Origin of the sequence: Saccharothrix mutabilis subsp. mutabilis (genome assembly GCF_039521145.1) — a bacterium.
Classification (GTDB): Bacteria; Actinomycetota; Actinomycetes; order Mycobacteriales; family Pseudonocardiaceae; genus Actinosynnema; species Actinosynnema mutabilis.
Map to the genome: position 1 here is coordinate 26944 of NZ_BAAABU010000005.1, position 17777 is coordinate 44720.

The following is a 17777-nucleotide window of genomic DNA, read 5'->3' on the forward strand; positions in this document are numbered from 1 at the left end:
GGGGCCGGGCACATCGAGGCGAGGTGCCCGGCCCGGCCCGAACGTGCGGGAGCAACGGCGCGCGGGTGGCGCTGCGCGGGTGGCGGCTGCCCGCGCGGTGCGGATTTGGGCGCGGCGCACCTGGCGGCGGCGCGCGGGTGGCGGCGGGGCGCGGCGCGGGTGGCGCTGCGCGACTGACGGCTGCTCGCTTGGCGGCGCGCGGTCAGGTGCGTTGGGCTCGGGCGGAGGCGTAGAGGCAGACCGCGGCGGCGGTGGCCAGGTTCAGGCTTTCCGCGCCGCCGTAGATGGGGACCTTCAGCGACGTGTCGAGGGTGGCGACCACGTCGTCGGGCAGGCCGTGGGCCTCGCTGCCGAACACCCAGGCCGTGGGGTGGGCCAGGTCACCGCGCAGGTCGGCCGTGACCAGGTCCTCCTCGGCGTAGCCGTCGGCGGCCACCAGGCGCAGGCCGGCCGCTCGGCACGCCGCGAAGACCTCGGCCGCGTCGCGCGAGCGGGAGATCGGCAGGTGGAAGACGCTGCCGGTGGAGGCGCGCACGCACTTGCCGTTGTGCGGGTCCACGGTGTCGCCGGCGAAGATCACCGCGTCGGCGCCGGCCGCGTCGGCGACCCGGGCCACGGTGCCGGCGTTGCCGGGGTCGGCCACGCCGTGCAGGACCGCGACCAGGCGTGCGCCGGCCAGCGACAGGGGCACGTCGAGCAGGTCGCACACCGCGACCAGGCCCTGTGGCGACACGGTCTCCGACAAGCCCGCCGCCGCCTTCTCGGTGACGGCGCTCACCGGCACCCCGGCGTCCACCGCGGCCCGGACCAGCTCCGGGTTGCGGTCGGCGGCCACCGAGGTGACGAACAGCTCGTGCACCCGACCGCGCCCGGCGGCGGCCCAGGCCAGTGCTTCGCGCACCGCCTGCGCGCCCTCGGCCAGGAAGCGGCCCGCCCGTTCCCGGCCGGACCGCCGCGTCAGGTGCCGAGCAGCAACGACCCGGGGTGTCCGTTCGGTGAACGGAGCAGCCCCGGGTCGTGATGCGTCGCTCAGGCCTTGTCCTCGACGGGCGCGTTCACGTCGGCGGGCAGCGCGGCCTTCGCCAGCTCGACCAGCGCGGTGAAGGCGCCGGGGTCGCTGACGGCCAGCTCGGCCAGGATCTTGCGGTCGACCTCGATCTCGGCGAGGCGCAGACCCTGGATGAAGCGGTTGTAGGTCATGCCGTTGGCCCGGACACCCGCGTTGATGCGCTGGATCCACAGCTTCCGGAAGTCACCCTTGCGCGCGCGGCGGTCGCGGTACGCGTAGTTGAGCGAGTGGAGCACCTGCTCCTTGGCCTTGCGGTACAGCCTCGAACGCTGGCCGCGGTAGCCGCTGGCGAGCTCAAGGGTGGTACGGCGCTTCTTCTGGGCGTTCACGGCCCTTTTGACGCGTGCCACGGGTCCATCCTGTCGATCTCGTGGGGCTCGTGGCCCCGGTGTTCATGGGGGAGCGGGAGGATCAGATGCCGAGCAGCTTCTTGATCCGCGGCACGTCGTTCTTGGCGACCTCGGTGGTGCCGCTGAGGCGACGGGTCAGCTTGCTGGACTTCTTCTCCAGCAGGTGGCGCTTGCCCGCCTTCTCACGGATGATCTTGCCGCTGCCGGTGACCTTCACGCGCTTGGAGGTCCCGCTGTGGCTCTTGTTCTTCGGCATTCCTGTCCTCGTCTCCTGCCGGCCGCCCCGCAGACACGGGACGGCCACGCTTGCGCCCGACCGGGAGCCGGGCCACTGCTTGCGCCCGGCCGCGGTGGCCGGGGTCACTCCTCGACAGACTCCGCCGGGGCGTCCTGCTCTTGCTCGTGCTTCACCGGACGGGTCTTCGTGGTCTTGTGCGGCGCCAACACCATGATCATGTTGCGGCCGTCCTGCTTCGGGTTCGACTCGACGAAGCCCAGCTCCGCGACGTCCTCCGCCAGCTTCTGCAGCAGCCGGTAACCGAGTTCGGGCCGGGACTGCTCTCGGCCGCGGAACATGATGGTCACCTTGACCTTGTTCCCGTGCGACAGGAAGCGGGCCACGTGGCCCTTCTTCGTCTGGTAGTCGTGCGGGTCGATCTTCGGCCGGAGCTTCTGCTCCTTGATGACCGTCAGCTGCTGGTTGCGGCGCGACTCACGGGCCTTCTGGGCGCTCTCGTACTTGAACTTCCCGTAGTCCATGAGTTTGCAGACCGGCGGCCGAGCCTGCGCGGCGACCTCGACGAGGTCGAGATCCGCTTCCTGCGCGAGTCGGAGCGCGTCCTCGATGCGAACGATCCCGACCTGCTCGCCGTTCGGCCCGACCAGACGAACTTCCGGCACGCGGATGCGCTCGTTGATACGCGGCTCGGTGCTGGCGGGAGCACCTCGGTTCGAGGGACTTGTCATTCACGTCCTTTGTGACTCGTTGTGCGCCAAAGACAAGAGGCCCCACACCTGCCCGGTGTGAGGCCCGCTTCCGACCGATCGCACAACGAAGGGCGCAGTCCACCCGTCGAGGTGACCGGACCCGGCCACCTGAAGCGGTGGAACGCGGGTGGGAGCGGGGCTCCACTTGCCGTCCCCACGTGGGTGGGGACTGGTCGCGCGGAGAATAGTAGCAGACCGGCTTGTCAACCCCCGAACCGGCGACCGGCGCGGCGCGGCCTGCGACAATGGCCGACGTGACCGACCTGCCCTCGAACAACGTCCGCGAGCTGTCCGATGTTCCCAGCATCGAGGTGATCAGCAAGGCGGCCGTCATGCTGCTGTCCGCCGCCGCCGAGCGCCTCGGCCTGGCCGACGAGGACCCGGACTCAAGCCCCCGCCGCGACCTCGACGAGGCCCGCCGCCTGATCACCGCCCTGGCCGGCCTGGTCACCGCGTCCGTCGAGTACCTCGGCCCGCACGCCGGCCCGCTGCGCGAGGGCCTCCAGTCCGTGCAGCGCGCGTTCCGCGAGGCCTCCGCCGTGCCCGACGAGCCCGGCCAGGGCCCGGGCGAGAAGTTCACCGGACCGGTGTACTGACCGACCGGCACCGCCGGCGGCGAGTCACCCGCACGGGCTCACCCGCCCCGCACACCCCTGGTCCGGAGGTAACGGGTCGCCAGGGCCGTGACGACCTCCGGGTCGCCGCGGCGCCAGGCGTCGGCGGGGTCGGTGGTGAACTTGGCCAGCTCTCGCGGTGAGAGGGTGGTCAGGGCCTGGAGGGCCAGCAAGTCGACTTGGCCGGTGTCGCGCAGACGTTGCGCGGCACCGGCCCTCTTCGCGTAGCGCAGGCGCAGCGGCAGCCACGTGATCAGCAGGAACGCCACCGGGATCGCGATCAGCGCCACCGCCAGCCACAGCGCCGTCGTCTCGACCGCTTCCACCTGGGTGGTGCCCGCGTCCACCAGGGTGCCGCCGGCGTCGCGGCCCTTGTCCAGCGCCTCCCCGAGCTTCCCGCCGACCAGGGGCACGTCGCGGGCCTTCGCGGCGGCGTCGGTGAACGTGTCGCGCAGGCCGTTGCCGGCCTTGGTCAGGCCGTCGCCGGGCGCCCGCAGGGTCAGCACGGCGTCCCGCGCGCCCAGCGCCACCTCGACCCAGAACCACACCCAGGCCAGCGCGACCAGGTCGGCCACCGCCTGGCGTGCCCGGCGCACCGGGGCGTCCGCGTACCACTTCATGCGAGACCAATACCACCGAAAAGACCTTGTGACCCCCTCCCGCACTAATCTGGCGGGAGTGGGGACGACGTTCGGCGGTCTGCTGCGCGAGTACCGGCAGCGCGCGAGGCTGACCCAGGAGGAGCTGGCCGAGGGTTCGGGGGTCAGCGTCCGCGCGATCAGCGACATGGAACGCGGTCGGGCCAAGGGGCCGCAGCGGCGCACGGTGGAGGCGTTGGCGGGCGTGCTGGCCCTGTCCGACGAGGAGCTGCGGCAGCTCGCCGGCGCCGCCAAGGACGGTCGGGTGCGCAAGCAGCCCGCGGTGGCGCAGTGCGCGCTGCCGCCGGACATCGCCGACCTGACCGGGCGGGAACGGGCGCTGGAGGTGTTGGCCACCATCGCCGACCGCGCCGAGACCTCCGTCGCGGTCGTGCACGGGCCGCCCGGGGCGGGCAAGACGAGCCTGGCGGTGCGGGCCGGGTACCGGTTGGCCGACCATTACCCGGACGGGTGCTTCTTCTTCAACCTCCGGGGCATGGACGCGCGTCCGCTGCACCCGGCGGAGGTCGTGCACCGGATGCTGCTCGCGCTGGGCGTGGAGGAGTCGCGGGTGCCCGCGAGCGAGGCGGAGCGCTCGGACCTGTACCGGGAGCTGCTGCGCGACCGGTCCACGCTGCTGGTGCTGGACAACGCCGCCGACGAGGCCCAGGTGCGCCCGCTGCTGGCCACCGGCCGGCGGTCGCTGGTGCTGGTGACCTCCCGGCAGGTGCTGGGCGGGTTGGCGGCGGTGGCGCGGCTGGCGCTGGACGTGCTGGGGCCGGCCGAGTCGGTGGACCTGCTGGCCGCCATCGCGGGACCGCGGGTCGCCGCCGAGCCCGAGGCGTCCGCGCGGGTGGCCCGGCTGTGCGGGCACCTGCCGCTGGCGCTGCGCATCGCGGGCAACCGGCTGGCCAGCCGTCCGAAGTGGACGGTGGAGCACCTGGCGGGCCAGCTCGCCGACGAGCGCCGCCGGCTGACCGCGTTGACCGCGGGCGACCTCCAGGTCCGCACGGCGTTCGAGATGTCCTACCGGCAGTTGGGCGGCAAGGCGGCGCTGCTGTTCCGGCGGCTGTCGGCGGTGCCCGGGGCGACGTCCACGCCGGAGCTGGCGGCGGTCGCGGCGGGCATGGACCGGTTCGAGGCCGAGGACACGCTGGAAGAGCTGGTGGACGTCAGCCTGCTGGACACCGCCGAGACGCCCGGCCGGTACGTGTTCCACGACCTGGTCCGGGTGTTCGCCGGGGAACGGCTGGCCGAGGAGGAGCCCGACCACGAGGAGACCCGCGCGCGGGTGGTCCGGCACCTGTTGGGCACGGCGGTGGCGGCGGCCGGGTTCTACGGTCCCGACGCCCGTGACACGCCGACGGAGTTGTTGGCGGACAAGGACGACGCGGACGCGTGGCTGGCCGCGGAGACCTCCGGCTGGCTGGGCGCGCTGCGCTGGGCGTCGGCGCGCGGCCTGCACCGCGAGGTGCTGGACCTGGCCACCGCCATGCACTGGTACTCCGACCAGCGCGGACGTGGTGAGACGTGGGTGGAGGTGTTCACCGCGGGGGTGGCGGCGGCACGGGCGCTGGGCAGCGTGCGCGACGAGGCCGTGCAGCTGAACTTCCTGACCTGGACGTTGTGCGTGCTGCTGCACCGGCCCGCGGACGCCCTGGCCCTGCACGACGAGGCGTGGGACGCGGCGGTCGCGAGCGGTGACGTGCGCGAACAGGCCTGGGCCATGCACTACCGGGCCGCGTCGGAGATGCACTCGGGCGAACTGGAGTCCGCGCGGCAGAGCGCGGGCCGGGCGCGGGAGCTGTTCCGGGCGGCCGGCTACCCGTTGGGCGAGCAGATCTCGTTGTCCTGCCTGGGGCTCGTGCTGCACGGGCTCAAGCGGTACGAGGAAGCGGTGGACGTGCACCGGAGCCTGTTGGCGGGCGTGCGCGCGGGGGTGTTGGACCTGTCGCCGGTGATGACCGCGGAGATGCTGGGCAGCCTGCTCGTGCGCACCGCCGACAGCCTGGCGGAGCTGGGTCGCTGGCCGGAGGTGCTGGAGACGGCGACCGAGGCCGTCGAGCACTCGGTCGCCGCCACGGCGCCCAACACCACGAGCGACGCGCGCGCGTTGCGCGGGCTGGCCCTGTTCCGGCTCGGTGAGCCGGTGGAGGCGCGGGCGGAGCTGCTGGAGGCGGTCGCGGTGGCGACGCGGCAGCGGCACCGCCGGCTGGTGCACGCGTTGGAGGTGCTGGCCGACGTCCACGACGAACTCGGCGACCCGGCGGCGGGAGGGGAGTGCCGAGCCCGGGCCGCCGAACTGCGGTCAGCCGATCGGTGACGCGTTCCTGGCCATCGCAACGCGGTCCTTTCGTGGGGGTGACCCCAGTCAACCGCCGAGGCCGGGCGCGCACCACGCAGAAGTACCGGCAGAAGTACGCGCCCGTCTCAAAACGTCAGTCGAGGACCGCGAGGGCGTCGATCTCGACGAGCAGGCCGGCGGGCAGGCCGACGTAGACCGTGGTGCGGGCCGGGAACGGCTGCCGCGTCACGACCTCGTTGTAGACCTCGTTCATCTCGCCGAACTGGGAGGTGTCGGTGAGGTAGACGCGCATCATCACGACGTCGTCCATCGACGCTCCGCCCGCCTCCAGCACGGCGGCGACGTTGCGCAGCGCCTGGCGGGTCTGCTCGGCGACGGTGTCGCCGACGATCGCGCCGGTGGCGGGGTCGAACGCGACCTGGCCCGCGACTTGCAGGATGCCGCCCTTGCGGACGCCCTGCGAGAACGACGCCACCGGGGTGGGCGCGTTCGGCGTGCGGATCTCGGTCTTGGCCATGCGTGTTCTCCTGTTAGTCGCGCGGTGTGTAACCGCATTCGAGGGACGCCGCCCGCGCGGTCGCGAGCAGGTCGGGCAGGTGGCCCAGGAGGCCGTCGAAGTCGAGCAGGACCTTGGGCACGGACATCGACACGGCGGCCAGGACTTCGCCGCGCGCGCCCCGGATGGGTGCGGCGATGCAGTGGATGAAGTCCTCGTGCTCGGCGTTGTCGATGGCGTAGCCGCGTTCGCGGACGCGGGTCAACTCCGCCAGGTACGCCTCGGGCGTGGTGATGGTGTTGGCGGTCAGCGGCACGTAGTCGATCTCCCGCGCGACCTCGCGGCGGCGCGGCTCGGGCAGGTCGGACAGCAGGACCTTCGCCACGGCCGTGCAGTGCAGCGGGGCGCGGCGGCCGATGCGGGAGTACATGCGCATCGGGTGGGTGCTGTCGTACTTGTCGATGTAGATCACCTCGCCGCCCTCGTAGGACGCCAGGTGGACCGTGTAGCCGAGTCTGGAGTTCAGCTCGCGCAGCGCGGGTTCGGCGGCGCGGCGCACGTCGCGTTCCTCCAGCGCCCGGTTGGCCAGGTCGAACAGCGCCGCGCCCAGGCGGTAGTGGTGCACGCCGTCGCGGCGCACGAACCGGTGCGACTCCAGGGTGCGCAACAGCCGGAGCGTGGTGGACTTGTGCACGTCGATGACGGCCGACAGCTCGTCGAGCGTCTTGGCGCCCTTGGCCAACTCCCCCATCAACGTCAACGCCCGGTCCAGGCTCTGACTCATCACAGTCTCCTCAGGTGCGCGGCGGCCCACGCCGGCGGGTCGGCGGACAGCAGCGGCCCGGTCACCTCGGGCGGCAGCGGTTCGCCCACATCTTCGCTGGTGAGCAGGGCGGCGGCGGCCTGGAGGTGCCCGGCGCGCAACCGGCGTGTCGGCGGCAGGCCCGCGAGGTGCGCGGCGAGGTACCCGGCGGCGAAGCCGTCACCGGCCCCGACGGGCTCCACGACGTCCACTTTCAGCGCTTCCTGGTAGGTGAACGCGCCGTCCTCGGCGAGCGTCGCGCCCTCCGCGCCCTGCTTGACCACCAAGGTGGACGGGCCGGGCAGCAGGGTGCGCAACTTCTCCGGGTCACCGGTCCCCCACACCGCCTCGGCCTCGTCCGCGCCGGCCAGCACGATGTCGGCGGAGTCGGCCAGCTCCAGCAGGACGGTCGGGTCGCGGTCGGTCCACAACGCCGGCCGCCAGTTCAGGTCGAACGACACCAGGTGCTCGCGCGGCCCGCTCAAGACGGCCCTCAACAGTTCGAGGCAGCTGTCCGACAGCGCCGCCGTGATCCCACTGACGTGCACCAACTCGACGCCGTCCAACTCAAGCCCGTCAAGGACCTCCGGCCCCATCGCCGAAGCCGCCGAGCCGGACCGGTAGTACCGCGCGTGGCTGCCCGATGGGTCGGCTTCCTTCACGTAGAGCCCGGTCGGCCGAGCCGGATCGACCCGCACGTCCGACACGTCCACCCCTGCGCCGCCGACGTAGTCGAGCACGGCTCCACCGAAGGCGTCGTCCCCCACTGCGGACACCCAACGGCTGCGCAAACCCAAGCGCGCCAGGTGGATGGCCACGTTCGACTCGGCACCGCCGATCGCCCGGTTCCACGTGCGCGCCGAGCGCACGGGACCGGGTTCCGCGGGCACCAAGACGACCATCGTCTCGCCCAGGCACACCACGCCGCCCGATAGGTCGAACCGCATCCGCTGTCCTCCGGTGTCAATTGACGAGGCGGCAGGCGAATGTTACACATCTCGGCATCACATCGCGCAATAGCCGTTGCGAAATATGCAACGTGAGGAGCGAGACACGTGGACATCGACCGGGACGCCGTCGCCGCCCTCCGCGACGAGCGGATCGACTGGCGGTTCAAGGGCCTGCCCGCGAGCGCGTTCGGCGCGACCGTCGGCGAGGTCGCGGCCCGCCGGCTGGACCTGTTCGCCGACGGCTTCGTCGGACCGCTGGTCGTGCTGGACGCCGCCGCGCTGGAGCACAACCTGGCGACCATGGCCGCGTGGTGCGACAAGCACGGCGTGCTGCTGGCCCCGCACGGCAAGACGACCATGGCACCGCAGCTGTTCGCCCGCCAGCTCGACCACGGCTCGTGGGGCATCACCGCCGCCAACACCAGCCAGCTGCGCGTCTACCGGGCGTTCGGGGTCGGCACGGTCCTGCTGGCCAACCAGCTCGTGGACCCGGCCGGCCTGCGGTGGGTCGCCGACGAACTGGCCCGGCACCCGGACTTCGAGTTCACCTGTTGGGTGGACTCCGTCGCGGGCGTCGAGCGGATGACCGAAGCCCTCGGCACGCCCGCCCGACCGGTGGACGTGCTGGTCGAGCTGGGCGCGACGGGCGGCCGGACCGGCGCGCGGGACCTGCCGACCGCCATCGAGGTCGCGAAGGCCGCCCGGCAGAGCCCCGCGCTGCGCCTGGTCGGCGTCGGCGGCTACGAAGGCGCGCTGGCGCACGACGCCACCGACGACTCGCGGGCGACCGTCGACGCCTACCTGGACAACCTGCGCGTGCTGGCCATCGGCATCCACGACCTGTTCGAGGTGGCCGACCCGATCGTCACCGCCGGCGGCAGCGCGTACTTCGACCAGGTGGCCACCACCCTCACGCGGCCGTGGCCGTTCCCGATCCGGCCGGTGCTGCGCAGCGGCGCGTACATCACCCACGACGACGGCTTCTACCGCGGCATCTCCCCGCTCGGCCGCACGCCCGGCGAGCAGCCGTTCCGCCCGGCGCTCAGGGCGTGGGCCCAGGTGACCTCCCGCCCGGAACCGGGCCTCGCGCTGCTGACCATGGGCAAGCGGGACGCGTCCTTCGACGAGGGCCTGCCCGAGCCGCAGCTGCTGCGCACCCGCGCCGGCGTCCGCCCGCTCACCGGCGAGGTCACCGCGCTCAACGACCAGCACACGTTCCTGGCCCTGCCCGCGGGCGAAGCGGTCGAGGTCGGCGACTGGGTGGGCTTCGGCCTGTCCCACCCCTGCACGGTGTTCGACAAGTGGCAACTGCTCCCGGTGGTCGACGGCACCACCGTCGTCGACCTGGTGCGCACGTACTTCTAGAGAGGGGACGGCGGCGTGGACATCGTCTTCAAGGGCGCGCTCGTGGTGGACGGCACCGGCGCGCCCGGCTACCGGGCGGACGTGGGCGTCCGGGACGGCCGGATCGCGGAGGTCGGGCGGTCCTCCGGCCGGCGCGAGGTGGACGCGGCCGGGCTGGTGCTCGCGCCCGGGTTCATCGACATGCACTCCCACTCCGACATCCAGGTGCTCGCCAACCCCGACCACCTGGCCAAGGTGTCCCAGGGCGTGACCACCGAGGTCGTCGGGCAGGACGGCCTGTCCTACGCGCCGGTGGACGACGACGTGCTCGCCGCCCTGCGCGCCCAGCTCGCCGGGTGGAACGACGACCCGGCCGGGTTCGACTGGGACTGGCGGTCGGTCGGCGAGTACCTCGACCGGCTCGACCGGGGCATCGCCGTCAACGCCGCCTACCTGGTGCCGCAGGGCACGCTGCGGATGCTGTGCGTCGGCTACGACGACCGCCCCGCCACCGAGTCCGAGATCAACCGCATGAGCGCGGTCCTCGCGAGGTCGCTGGCGGAGGGCGCGGTCGGCATGTCCGCCGGCCTCACCTACACCCCCGGCATGTACGCCGACGACGCCGAGCTGAAGGCGCTGTGCCGGGTCGTCGGCGAGATGGGCGGCTACTTCAGCCCCCACCACCGCAGCTACGGCGCGGGCGCGCTGGAGGCTTACGCGGAGATGTTGGACGTCTCGCGCGAGTCCGGCTGCCCCCTGCACCTCGCCCACGCCACGATGAACTTCGAGGTCAACCGGGGTCGCGCGGGCGAGCTGCTGGCCCTGCTGGACGACGCCATCGCGGCCGGCGCGGACATCACCCTCGACACCTACCCGTACCTGCCGGGCGCGACCTACCTGTCCGCGCTGCTGCCGAGCTGGAGCGGCGAAGGCGGTCCGGAGAAGACCCTGGAACGCCTGGCCGACCCGGACACGCGGGAACGCCTCCGCGCCGAGATCGAGGAGACCGGCTCGGACGGCTGCCACGGCGTGCCGGTCGACTGGGACGCCATCGAGATCAACGGCGTCCGCAAGGCCGAGAACGCCCACCTGGTGGGCAAGTCCGTCGCGCAGTCCGCCCGGGAGGCGGGCCGCCCGCCCGCGGAGCTGTACTTCGACACCCTCGTCTCCGAACGCCTGGGCACCTCCTGCCTGATGCACGTCGGCCACGAGGAGAACGTCCAGGCGATCATGCGCCACCCCGCGCACACCGGCGGCAGCGACGGCCTGTTGGTCGGCGCCCGGCCGCACCCGCGCGCGTGGGGCACGTTCCCCCGCTACCTCGCGCGCTACGTGCGCGAACTGGGCGTGCTGAGCCTGGAGGAGTGCGTCGCCCACCTGACCGGACGCGCCGCCAAGCGTTTGCGCCTGGCCGACCGGGGGCTGGTCAAGGAGGGCTTCGCGGCCGACTTGGTGCTGTTCGACCCGGACGAGGTGGCGGACACCGCGACCTTCGACGAGCCCCGGCAGGCCGCCGCGGGCATCCCGTACGTCGTCGTCAACGGGGTCCCCGTGATCGACGGTGGCAGGCGCACCGACGCCCTGCCCGGCCACTCCCTGCGAAACCCCCGGAGCCGCGCATGATCGACTGGTTGCAGCATTCCACCGGCGGGCTGCTCACGCTGTCCGCGCTGAGCATCGCCCTGCTGCTGGTGCTGATCATCAAGGTGAGGGTGGAGCCCTTCATCGCGTTGCTGGTGGTCGGCCTGCTGGTGGCGCTGGCCGCCGGGCTGCCGGTGGAGCAGCTGGTCGGGTCGGCGCAGAAGGCGTCCACGTCGCTGCTGGAGACCGGGTTCGGCGGCATCCTCGGGCACGTCGCCGCGATCATCGGCCTGGGCACGCTGCTCGGCGCGATCCTGGAGGCGTCCGGCGGCGCGGAGGTGCTGACCCGGTCGCTGCTGCGGTCGTTCGGGGAGAGGCGCGCGCCGCTCGCGATGGGCCTGGCCGGGTTGATCTTCGGTGTGCCGGTCTTCTTCGACATCGGCATCTTCGTGTTGGCGCCGCTGGTGTACGTGGCGGCCAAGCGAAGCGGTCGGTCGATCGTGTTGTACGCGATGCCGTTGCTGGCCGGTCTGTCGGTGATGCACGCGTTCATGCCGCCGCACCCGGGCCCGGTCGCCGCGGCCGCGATGCTGAAGGTGTCGCTGGGCTGGATCATCATCATGGCGCTGGCCGTGGCGATCCCGGCGTGGCTCATCGGTGGCGTGATCTTCTCGGCGTGGGTGGGCAAGCGGATCGTGGTGCCCGTGCCGGAGGAGATGTTGGCGGCGGCGGAGAAGGTGCGGGCCGAGGAGGGCCGGGGCGAGCCGCCGCTGTCGCTGGTGCTCGGGATCATCGCGGTGCCGCTGGTGCTGATCCTGGCCGGCACGTTCGGGTCGATCCTGCTGGCCAAGGGATCCACGCTCTACGGGGTGTTCACGTTCTTCGGCACGCCGGCCGTGGCGTTGACCATCGCGGTGCTGCTGGCGTTCTGGCTGCTGGGGTTCCGGCGCGGGATGACGCGGCAACAGGTGACGGAGTTGTCCGGGGCGTCGCTGCGGCCGGTGGCGATGATCCTGCTGGTGGTCGGCGCGGGCGGGTTCTTCGGCGCGGTGCTGTCGGCGACGGGTGTGGGCAAGGTGCTGGCCACCGAGCTGTCGGACCTGGGCCTTCCGGTGATCGCACTGTCCTATGTGATCAGTTGCGGCATGCGGATCGCGCAGGGCTCGGCGACGGTGGCGATCGTGACGACGACCGGGATCGTGGTGCCGGTCGTGGGCGACCTGAACTACTCGCAACCGCAGTTGGCGTTGGTGGTCATGGCGATCGCCGCCGGGTCGATCATCGCCTCGCACGTCAACGACGGCGGGTTCTGGATCGTGTCGCGGTACTTCGGGTTGTCGGTGAAGGAGACGCTCCAGACGTGGACCGTGCTGGAGACGATCCTGTCGGTGGTCGGGTTCGCGGTGGCGGCCCTGTTGAGCCTGGTGGTGTAGCCGGGAAAAGCGCCTGTGCCCCGGCGGGGGCACAGGCGCGTCCCGCCTCAGGCCTTGGAGCCGTCGGGCTTGGCCGCGAACCAGACGCCGCCGACGCCGTGGCCCTTGGCCTCGCCGCACACCTTGTCCTCGGCGAACAGGTACAGCGGCCAGCCGGCGACCGTGACCTGCTTGGTGCCGTCCTTGCGCGTCACCGTGCCGACCAGGGACTTGTCCACGCCCTGCACGTCGAAGTTGTCCGACTCCACGAGCAGCGGCGGCCACTTGACCGCGCAGTCGCCGTCGCAGTTCGACGTCGGCGGCTTGGCGGTGTCCTTGTCGAACCGGTACAGCGTCATGCCGTCCTTGTCGGTCAGCACGGTGCCGAGCTTGCCCACGGACGCCGTGGTCAACGCGAGGCCGTTCGACGCCTGCTGCGCCTTCTTGCCGTCCGGCGCGGCCACGAACCACGTGCCGCCGACGCCCTGGCCCTTGGCGTCACCGGGCGCCTGGTCCTGGGCGAAGCGGTACATCGGCCAGCCGCCGACGGTGATCTGACGGGTGCCGTCGGCGCGTTCGATCGTGTTGACGAGCTTGTCGTCCACGCCCGCGAGCTTGACTTCCCCGTTCTGGGCCAGGGCCGGCGGCCACTTCTGCGCGCAGTCCCCGTCGCAATTGGACACTGACGGACTGGCGGTGTCCTTGTCGAACCGGTAGAGCGTGAGGCCGGTTCCGTCGGTGAGCACGGTGCCCAGGCCGGGCACGACCGCCGTGGCCAACTCCACCTCCTGTTGGAGCGTGTTGGCGCCTGCCTGCGCGGCAACGGTTTCCCGCGCCGCCGGCACCGCCGTCCCGGGTTGCGCGGCCTGGCCGCACGCGCTCAGCAACGCGATCCCGACGAGCGCCCCGAACAAGGCCGCACGAGTGCGGATCATGGTGAACCTCCTTGGATGATCGCGCTTCAGCGACCGACTGCCACCAACACGGATGGCAGGCCCAGGCGGTTCAACCGGGATTTCAGTCCACGCTCGGCTCGCGGAACGCGGCGCGCTTGAGCGGCGGGACGGCGTCGAACAGCCGCAGCACCGACTTGAACGCGACCTTGCCCGCGCGGTTGCCGGACACGAACTGCTTGGCGCTGCGCAGCGACGCCTTCACCGCCGCGAACCCGTAGTCCCGCATCTGCCGTTCGTAGTCGGCGATCGCGTCCAAGGGCGCACGCTCCACCAGGTTGCGGCACAGCAGCCGCGCGTCCCGCAACGCCGTGTTGGCCCCGATGCCGCGCATGGGCGTCATGCTGTGGATGGCGTCACCCAGCAGGGTCACGGTCGTCGGCTGCCAGGGCGCGACCGGCTCGGACGTGCGGATCGGCCAGTGCGCGACCTCCTCGGCCGGCGTCTCGCCCACGATGCGCCGCAGGTCCGGGTGCCAGTCCGCAATCGCTTGCGCCACTACGGCCTTGAGGTCGCCGGACGTGGTGAGCCCGTCCGCCGCGTACGCCCACATCAAGTAGCCGTCCCCGTCGAGGACGTGCGGCGCGAGGAACATGCCTGCCGCGCCGCGCGGGATGACCGACAGCGGGTTGTCCAGCACCTGCCGCGACAGCCACGCGCGGGTGTGGTCGTTCAGCGGCAGTTTGCCCGCCACGGCCGTGATGCCGGTGTCGATCCGGCGCGCGTGCGGCAGGTACTGGGCGCGCACGGCGGAGTTCGCGCCGTCGGCGCCGACCAGCACGTCGCAGCGGACGGTGGACCCGTCGGTGAAGTGCGCGGTGATCCGGCCGTCCACGTGCTCGTAGCGGGTGAACCGGCGGTCGAAGTGCACGTCGAGGCCGTCGAGCAGGATCTCGCGGAGGGTGACGCGGCTGACCGAGTGGTGCGCCCGCTCGGGCGGGGCCGGCGGGAGGTCGAGGGTCAGCAGCGGCGTGAGGCGGTCGTCCACGAACCCGAACCCGGCCGCGAACCCGGCGGTTTCGACGAACCGCTCCCACAGGCGGGGCGGCAGGCAGTCGTGCAGCGCCCGGGACCCGTGCGGGTCGATGTGCAGGCGGTACCCCTGGAGGCGGTCGGTGGGCGTGCGGTCCCGCTCGTGCACCGACATCTCGACACCGGCCCGCTCCAGCCCCTGGGCCAGGCACAACCCGCCGACACCGCCACCGATCACCGCTACGTGGATGCTCATGCGGCCCACTATCATCCAGTTGGATGATTAAGTCAACCCGACAGATGAAAACGGTGATCGGCTACCGTGACGACCGTGCCCCGCCGCTCCCCCGACCCGGACGACCGCAAGCGCGACCCCGAGCGCACGAAGGCGCGCATCGTCGAGGCGGCGGTGGCCGAGTTCGGCGCGAAGGGCTTCGCCGCGACCAGGGTCAGCGCCATCGCCGAGCGCGCGGGCGTGAACAAGCAGCTGATCTCGTACTACTTCGGCGGCAAGGAAGGCCTGTTCAAGGAGATCACCGGCCGCTGGCTCCGGCACGCCGACGTGCTGCGCGAGGGGCCGCTCGCCGAGGTCGTGCGCCGCTTCGCCCTGAGCACCGCCACCCACCGGGACTGGGCGCGGCTGCTGGTGTGGACGAACGTGACGGAGGACGACTCCCCGCCCGACCAGGGCGAGACGGAGCACTTCCGGGCCCAGGTCGAGGACGTGCGGCGACGCCAGGCCGAAGGCGAGATCCCGGCGGACCTCGACCCGGCCGCGTTCCTGCTGGCCATGACGGCGGCGGCGAGCGCGACCATCTTCATGCCGCAGATGGCCCGGCGGATCACCGGGCGGGACCCGGCGTCACCGGAGTTCACCGAGCACTACGCGGAGCAGCTGGCCCGGCTCATCGGCCACCTGGGCTGATCAGCCCCCGGACCGCGCCTCCTGCACACCGAGCACGGCCAACCGGTCGGCGCGCTCGTTGTCCACGTGCCCGGCGTGGCCCTTCACCCAGTGCCACTCGACCTGGTGCGGTGCGGCGGCCTCGTCCAGCCGGCGCCACAGGTCGGCGTTCTTGACGGGCTGCTTGGCGGCGGTCTGCCAGCCGTTGCGCTTCCACTTGGCCATCCACGACGTCACGCCGTTGCGCACGTAGGTGCTGTCGGTGTAGATCCGCACGACCGACGGCCTGGTCAGGCTCTCCAACGCCCGGATCGGGGCCATGAGCTCCATCCGGTTGTTGGTGGTGGGCCCGGCGTCGCCGCCGTGCAGGTCCTTCTCGTGCTGCCCGTACCGCAACACGGCACCCCACCCACCGGGACCGGGGTTCCCGCTGCACGCCCCGTCGGTGTAGATCTCGACCACGCCCTCACCCACCCGGGCAAGATACCTACTCGGCCACCTCGGCCCACCACAGGTGGTCGCGCGCCCGGGTCGCCGCGACCAGGCGTTGGCGCGCGAGCAGTTCGGCCTGCTCGGCGGGCGCGGCGCCCGCCCTGGTCACCTCCACCACCAGCACGCCCTGGAAGTCCAGGCCCTTCGCGCGGTGCACGGTGCCGACCTTCAGGCGGTCGTCCGGCTCGCCGGCGAAGTCCTCCAGCGCGCACACCGGGACGCCCGCCGCCTTGAGCAGGCCCGCGCACCGGTGGGCGGCGGTGTTCGAGAACGTGATCAGCGCGGCCTGGCCCAGCGGCACGGGCAACTCGCGGACCGCCTTGGCCAGCGCCTCGTCGAGTTCCGCCCAGGTGCCGCGCCACCGCTTCGCCTCGCCGCCGGGCGCCGCGACCTCCGCGTCCCGCAGGGTGACGCCGGCCGCGCCGTCCAGGTCGTCCACCGCGTTGTCGGCGTCGAACCCGCGGGCGAAGTCCAGCACCCGCTCGCGGTTGCGGTAGTTGACCCGCAGCACCTCGCCCCGACCCTGCACGGGGATGCCCGCGTCGGACAGCCGCCAGCCGCCGGTGTAGACCTGTTGCTGCCCGTCGCCGACCAGCAGCAACCCGTCCGGGACGTCGCCCGCCAGTTCGCGCAGCAGGCGCAGGCCGTTCAGCGGGATGTCCTGGACCTCGTCCACGACGACCGCCGCGTACCGCGGCCCGTCGGCCCGCACCTCGTCCAAGGCGGCGGCCACCAGGTCGTTGTGGTCGTGGACGCCGCGTTGACGCAGGTACTCCTGGTAGGTCTCGTAGAGCCGCCAGACCTTCGCCTTCTGGCCCGCGTCCAGCCGCACCCGGCGGCCCTTGCGGACCACGGCGAGGTACTCCTCCAGCGCGCTCAGCCCGCGTCCCTTGATCACGCGGTCGATCTCGGTGTGCCAGTAGGCGGGGTTGGGTTCCAGGTCCGCCAGGTCGTCGCGGTGCACGGTCCACGCGCGGTTGAACTGGGTGGCGGCGGCGCGTGCGTCGACCGGCAGCGGCCGGCCGCGCGCGTCGAGCAGGTCGCGGGCCCACGAGTGCAGGTTGGTGAACTCGACGCGGTCGGCCAGTTCGGGCGCGAACCGGGCGAAGGTGGCCCGGTGCACCGCGGGCAGGGTGCGGACGAAGGTGGTGAACAGCAGCGGGCCGGTGGTGCGGCGGGCGAGGTGGCGCAGGCGGTGCAGCGCGACCACGGTCTTGCCGGTGCCGGCCGGGCCGCTGATCCGCGCCGGGCCGTTGTAGCGGCGGGTCACCAGGGCTTGCTGGTGCGGGTGCAGGAACGTCTGCCACGACTCGAACGGCCGTTGCCGGGCGGCGGTGAGCTGGTCCTCGGCCACGTCGGCGACGTCCAGCAGCCCGCGTTCTTCCGGTGCGCTCGCGGTCGCCTTGACGCCCAGCTCGGCGTAGCCGGTGAGGCGGGGCGCGAGGCGGGCGGTGATGGCGTCGACCTGGGCGCGGGTGAGGTGGGCGTTGTCGCGGCGGAACAGCAGCGGCACCTCGGCTTCGGTCAGCCGCCGGAACGGGTCGGGCGCGTGGCCGCCGAGCACGGCGTAGTGGATGGCGCTGCCCGCCAGCACCTGCCCCTGCGGCCCACGGATGCCCGCGCACGCCTCCTCGGCGTGTCTCACCGCGGCGGGCCCGTCGTCCAACGAGCCGACCACGACGGCGGTGACACCGTTGGCCCCGATCAGGAACAGGTCCGCCCGGTCCCGCCGCGCGAGGTCGCGGCGGGCGAGCACGCGCCGGCCGTCCGCGGTGTGCGCGACGACGGCGCCGATGATCCGGCGCACCGCCGGGTCGGCCCCCGGCCACGCCCGCCCGACCAGGTCGCCCGCCTGCCGCTGGGCCTGCCGCCACGCGTGCGCGCTGAGTGCCACCGGACCTCCGTGCC

Annotated in this window: 18 protein-coding genes; 6 read left to right on the forward strand and 12 right to left on the reverse strand. The window is 72.6% G+C overall.

Going from position 1 to position 17777, the window contains the following annotated elements:
* Positions 1-202: 202 nt before the first annotated feature.
* The 4 genes from ABD126_RS14105 to infC all read right to left on the reverse strand — a co-directional run bounded on the left by ABD126_RS14105 (position 203) and on the right by infC (position 2385).
* Positions 203-1033 (reverse strand): TrmH family RNA methyltransferase, encoded by an 831-nt coding sequence (locus tag ABD126_RS14105; protein WP_343934631.1) that lies wholly within the window; start codon positions 1031-1033, stop codon positions 203-205.
* On the reverse strand, positions 1030-1419 hold the full coding sequence (gene rplT / locus ABD126_RS14110) for a 50S ribosomal protein L20 (protein ID WP_121227296.1): 390 nt from the start codon (positions 1417-1419) through the stop codon (positions 1030-1032). Before rplT ends, ABD126_RS14105 begins: the two co-directional genes overlap by 4 nt.
* 61 nt (positions 1420-1480) lie before the next feature.
* Entirely contained in the window at positions 1481-1675 is a 195-nt protein-coding gene (gene rpmI / locus ABD126_RS14115; protein WP_121227294.1) for a 50S ribosomal protein L35, read from the reverse strand.
* 104 nt (positions 1676-1779) lie between these two features.
* The gene (gene infC, locus ABD126_RS14120) at positions 1780-2385 is read right to left on the reverse strand and encodes a translation initiation factor IF-3 (RefSeq protein ID WP_343934255.1); all 606 of its coding nucleotides are present in this window, start codon (positions 2383-2385) and stop codon (positions 1780-1782) included.
* A gap of 266 nt (positions 2386-2651) precedes the next feature.
* Between infC and ABD126_RS14125 the strand changes: the two genes are divergently transcribed.
* Positions 2652-3002, forward strand: a complete 351-nt coding sequence (locus tag ABD126_RS14125) for a DUF1844 domain-containing protein (protein WP_343934256.1) — start codon at positions 2652-2654, stop codon at positions 3000-3002.
* Between the two features lie 38 nt (positions 3003-3040).
* Here ABD126_RS14125 and ABD126_RS14130 read toward each other — a convergent pair whose 3' ends face one another.
* A complete protein-coding gene (locus ABD126_RS14130; protein ID WP_343934257.1) occupies positions 3041-3640 on the reverse strand; it encodes a hypothetical protein in 600 nt (199 codons plus the stop codon).
* Positions 3641-3698: 58 nt separating this feature from the next.
* On the opposite strand from ABD126_RS14130, the gene ABD126_RS14135 reads away from it, so the two are divergent.
* Positions 3699-5981: an ATP-binding protein gene (locus ABD126_RS14135; RefSeq protein WP_343934258.1), complete on the forward strand. Its 2283-nt coding sequence runs from the start codon at positions 3699-3701 to the stop codon at positions 5979-5981.
* Between the two features lie 115 nt (positions 5982-6096).
* Here the strand turns inward: ABD126_RS14135 and ABD126_RS14140 are convergent, their stop codons facing one another.
* Genes ABD126_RS14140 through ABD126_RS14150 form a run of 3 tightly spaced genes read right to left on the reverse strand, consistent with a single transcriptional unit; the run spans position 6097 to position 8208 of the window.
* Complete coding sequence (locus ABD126_RS14140; protein ID WP_343934259.1) at positions 6097-6480, reverse strand: RidA family protein; 384 nt, start codon at positions 6478-6480, stop codon at positions 6097-6099.
* A 13-nt stretch (positions 6481-6493) separates the two neighbouring features.
* Positions 6494-7243 carry an IclR family transcriptional regulator gene (locus tag ABD126_RS14145; RefSeq protein WP_343934260.1) on the reverse strand — a complete coding sequence of 250 codons (750 nt, stop codon included), beginning with the start codon at positions 7241-7243 and terminating at the stop codon, positions 6494-6496.
* Entirely contained in the window at positions 7243-8208 is a 966-nt protein-coding gene (locus ABD126_RS14150; RefSeq protein WP_343934261.1) for a sugar kinase, read from the reverse strand. Before ABD126_RS14150 ends, ABD126_RS14145 begins: the two co-directional genes overlap by 1 nt.
* A 108-nt stretch (positions 8209-8316) precedes the next feature.
* Between ABD126_RS14150 and ABD126_RS14155 the strand changes: the two genes are divergently transcribed.
* Genes ABD126_RS14155 through ABD126_RS14165 form a run of 3 tightly spaced genes read left to right on the forward strand, consistent with a single transcriptional unit; the run spans position 8317 to position 12569 of the window.
* Complete coding sequence (locus ABD126_RS14155; RefSeq protein WP_343934262.1) at positions 8317-9576, forward strand: amino acid deaminase; 1260 nt, start codon at positions 8317-8319, stop codon at positions 9574-9576.
* 15 nt (positions 9577-9591) lie between these two features.
* On the forward strand, positions 9592-11178 hold the full coding sequence (locus ABD126_RS14160) for an N-acyl-D-amino-acid deacylase family protein (RefSeq protein ID WP_343934263.1): 1587 nt from the start codon (positions 9592-9594) through the stop codon (positions 11176-11178).
* Positions 11175-12569, forward strand: coding sequence for a GntP family permease (locus tag ABD126_RS14165; RefSeq protein ID WP_343934264.1), 1395 nt, complete (start codon positions 11175-11177; stop codon positions 12567-12569). Before ABD126_RS14160 ends, ABD126_RS14165 begins: the two co-directional genes overlap by 4 nt.
* 47 nt (positions 12570-12616) lie before the next feature.
* Here the strand turns inward: ABD126_RS14165 and ABD126_RS14170 are convergent, their stop codons facing one another.
* Positions 12617-13483 (reverse strand): hypothetical protein, encoded by an 867-nt coding sequence (locus ABD126_RS14170; protein ID WP_343934265.1) that lies wholly within the window; start codon positions 13481-13483, stop codon positions 12617-12619.
* 82 nt (positions 13484-13565) lie between these two features.
* On the reverse strand, positions 13566-14729 hold the full coding sequence (locus ABD126_RS14175) for an FAD-dependent oxidoreductase (protein WP_343934266.1): 1164 nt from the start codon (positions 14727-14729) through the stop codon (positions 13566-13568).
* A 66-nt stretch (positions 14730-14795) separates the two neighbouring features.
* Here ABD126_RS14175 and ABD126_RS14180 point away from each other — a divergent pair, with 66 nt between their 5' ends.
* A complete protein-coding gene (locus tag ABD126_RS14180) occupies positions 14796-15398 on the forward strand; it encodes a TetR/AcrR family transcriptional regulator (RefSeq protein WP_343934267.1) in 603 nt (200 codons plus the stop codon).
* Here ABD126_RS14180 and rnhA read toward each other — a convergent pair whose 3' ends face one another.
* Together rnhA and ABD126_RS14190 are read right to left on the reverse strand one after the other, a co-directional pair.
* Entirely contained in the window at positions 15399-15851 is a 453-nt protein-coding gene (rnhA, locus tag ABD126_RS14185; protein ID WP_343934268.1) for a ribonuclease HI, read from the reverse strand. It lies immediately after the preceding gene.
* 13 nt (positions 15852-15864) lie between these two features.
* A complete protein-coding gene (locus ABD126_RS14190; RefSeq protein WP_343934269.1) occupies positions 15865-17763 on the reverse strand; it encodes a UvrD-helicase domain-containing protein in 1899 nt (632 codons plus the stop codon).
* Positions 17764-17777: the final 14 nt, after the last annotated feature.

Excerpts from the sequence above, each read along its gene's own strand:
- rpmI (WP_121227294.1), bottom strand. The coding sequence starts at position 1,675 with ATGCCGAAGAACAAGAGCCACAGCGGGACCTCCAAGCGCGTGAAGGTC.
- infC (WP_343934255.1), bottom strand. The coding sequence starts at position 2,385 with ATGACAAGTCCCTCGAACCGAGGTGCTCCCGCCAGCACCGAGCCGCGT.
- ABD126_RS14125 (WP_343934256.1), top strand. The coding sequence starts at position 2,652 with ATGGCCGACGTGACCGACCTGCCCTCGAACAACGTCCGCGAGCTGTCC.
- ABD126_RS14130 (WP_343934257.1), bottom strand. The coding sequence starts at position 3,640 with ATGAAGTGGTACGCGGACGCCCCGGTGCGCCGGGCACGCCAGGCGGTG.
- ABD126_RS14140 (WP_343934259.1), bottom strand. The coding sequence starts at position 6,480 with ATGGCCAAGACCGAGATCCGCACGCCGAACGCGCCCACCCCGGTGGCG.
- ABD126_RS14145 (WP_343934260.1), bottom strand. The coding sequence starts at position 7,243 with ATGAGTCAGAGCCTGGACCGGGCGTTGACGTTGATGGGGGAGTTGGCC.
- ABD126_RS14150 (WP_343934261.1), bottom strand. The coding sequence starts at position 8,208 with ATGCGGTTCGACCTATCGGGCGGCGTGGTGTGCCTGGGCGAGACGATG.
- ABD126_RS14165 (WP_343934264.1), top strand. The coding sequence starts at position 11,175 with ATGATCGACTGGTTGCAGCATTCCACCGGCGGGCTGCTCACGCTGTCC.
- ABD126_RS14170 (WP_343934265.1), bottom strand. The coding sequence starts at position 13,483 with ATGATCCGCACTCGTGCGGCCTTGTTCGGGGCGCTCGTCGGGATCGCG.
- ABD126_RS14175 (WP_343934266.1), bottom strand. The coding sequence starts at position 14,729 with ATGAGCATCCACGTAGCGGTGATCGGTGGCGGTGTCGGCGGGTTGTGC.